At 68.9% G+C, this 1,898-nt stretch carries 2 protein-coding genes; one reads left to right on the top strand and one right to left on the bottom strand.

Features of this window, described 5'->3' with window-relative positions; translation table 11 throughout:
• The coding region (locus HUK84_RS16610; RefSeq protein ID WP_176641270.1) for an alpha/beta fold hydrolase at positions 1 to 966 on the top strand (966 nt) is incomplete at its 5' end.
• Positions 967 to 980: 14 nt separating this feature from the next.
• Here HUK84_RS16610 and HUK84_RS16605 read toward each other — a convergent pair.
• The coding region (locus HUK84_RS16605) for a glycine betaine ABC transporter substrate-binding protein (protein WP_176641269.1) at positions 981 to 1,898 on the bottom strand (918 nt) is incomplete at its 5' end.

The raw sequence follows: 1,898 nt of genomic DNA, 5'->3' as shown, positions 1-1,898 counted from the left end.
CATCGCCATGCCGCGCCGGTCATGAGCCGGGCGTGCCTGGTCCGTGCCGCGCTGGCGGTCGCGGGGATGGTCGCGGGGATGGCCGCGGGGATGCTGGCCGTCCCCACGGCGGCCCGTGCCGAAACGCCGGCGCAGTTCGACGATGCCCGGCGGATCGTTTCGCTTCCGGACGGGATCGACCTGGCCTTCATCGCCATCGGGCCGCGCGACGGGCGGCCCGTGATCCTGGTCCATGGCTATACCGACAGCGCGCGGGACTGGTTTCCCGCCCTTTGGGCCTTCTCGCCGCGCGACCGGCTGATCATCGTCGACCTGCGGGGGCATGGACGCTCTTCCAAGCCCGGCTGCTGCTACGCCCTGGTCGATTTCGCCTGGGATATCCGCCTGCTGATGGATCATCTCGGCCTGAAGCGGGCCGACCTGGTCGGTCATTCGCTGGGCAGCCTGATCGTGCAGGTCTTTGCCGAAAACTGGCCCGACCGCGTGAAGCATGTCGTGCTGGTCTCCTCGACCGGCGGGCCGGCCGCCGCGCCCACCCCGCGTGAGCGGGCCGAGCGCAGGGCCGCCTTCGATTTCCGCACCCCCATCAGCCGGCTGCGCGACCCGATCGATCCGGATTCCGCCTTCATGCGCGCCTGGTGGTCGTCTCCGACGCCGGTCGATCCCGATTTCATCCGGCGCCAGCGCGTGGAGTCCGCCCATATCCCCGCCGCCGTCTGGCTTGCCGTGCTGGATCAGGGCCTGACCGGCTTCGATCCGCAGCCCGGCCTGGCCCGGCTGAAAGCGGCCTGCCTGCTGATCTGGGGCGAAAAGGACCCGATCATGCCGCCGGAGGTCCGCCGCACCCTGATCGCCGCCCTGCCGGGCGCGCAGGTGGCCATTTATCCCGGACTCGGCCACAACCCGTTCTGGGAACAGCCGCGCGCGGTCGTGGGACGGATCGATCGGTTTCTGGACGGTCCCTGAAAAAACCGATTCGATCACCCCCCGGGCCGCCGCCCCAGCATTGCCGCCACCGCCGGGCGCCCCGGGCGACCGTCACGCGTGACGACGTCATCGAGCCATCCGGACCATGCGGCCGGATGGTCGCGCAGCCAGCGCCAGGCGACGATGGACGGGTCGATGCGGTCGCGCTGGATCGCCTGCATCATCGTGTTTTCGTCCTGGATGGTAAAATGGATGCGCGACAGCAGGCGGACCGCGTTCGGGCAGGCTGCGCCGTAGCCGGCGCGGATCACGGTATGGACCGAGGCGCCGCCATCCGGCCCGAACACGGACTCGCCCCCGGTCAGATAGCGGATCGGAAAGCGCATGTTCATCGGATGCGGCTCCCAGCCCAGGAACAGGATCGGCCGGCGGCTCTGCACGTCGCGGTCGAGTTGCGACAGCATGCCCTGTTCGCTGCTTTCGACCAGGCGGAAACGGCCCAGATTGAACTGGTTGTTGCGGATTATGGCCAGGACGAGGGCGTTTCCGTCATTGCCCGCTTCCAGCCCGAAAATCATGTAGCCCAGCCGCCGGCCCCAGGCGGCGATATCCTTGTAATCGCGCAATCCGGCGTTCCAGACATAATCGGGCACCGCCAGCGTGTAATGCGCGCCGGACAGATTGGTCGCGATGCGCTGCACGCTGCCATCGGCCAGAAAGGGTGCGATCGCGAGATGGCCGGACGGTTCCCAATTGCTCAGGAACACGTCGACCCGCCGGTCGCGCATGGCGATATAGGTCATCGTCAGCGTCAGCATCGGGGCCTGCGGCCGGTATCCCAACGCATCGAACAGCCGCACGGCGACGGCGGTGACGGCTTCGGCATCCGTCCAGCCGACGTCGGAAAGGCGGATCGGCACGCAGGACGGGGCGTCGGCGACCGGGTTGGCGGCGACTGGGCTGCCGGCGGG

It is taken from the genome of Nguyenibacter vanlangensis, assembly GCF_013376155.1.
Lineage (GTDB): Bacteria > Pseudomonadota > Alphaproteobacteria > Acetobacterales > Acetobacteraceae > Gluconacetobacter > Gluconacetobacter vanlangensis.
Note: the sequence above shows the minus strand (reverse complement) of the source record. Positions and strands in the feature narration are given on the sequence as shown.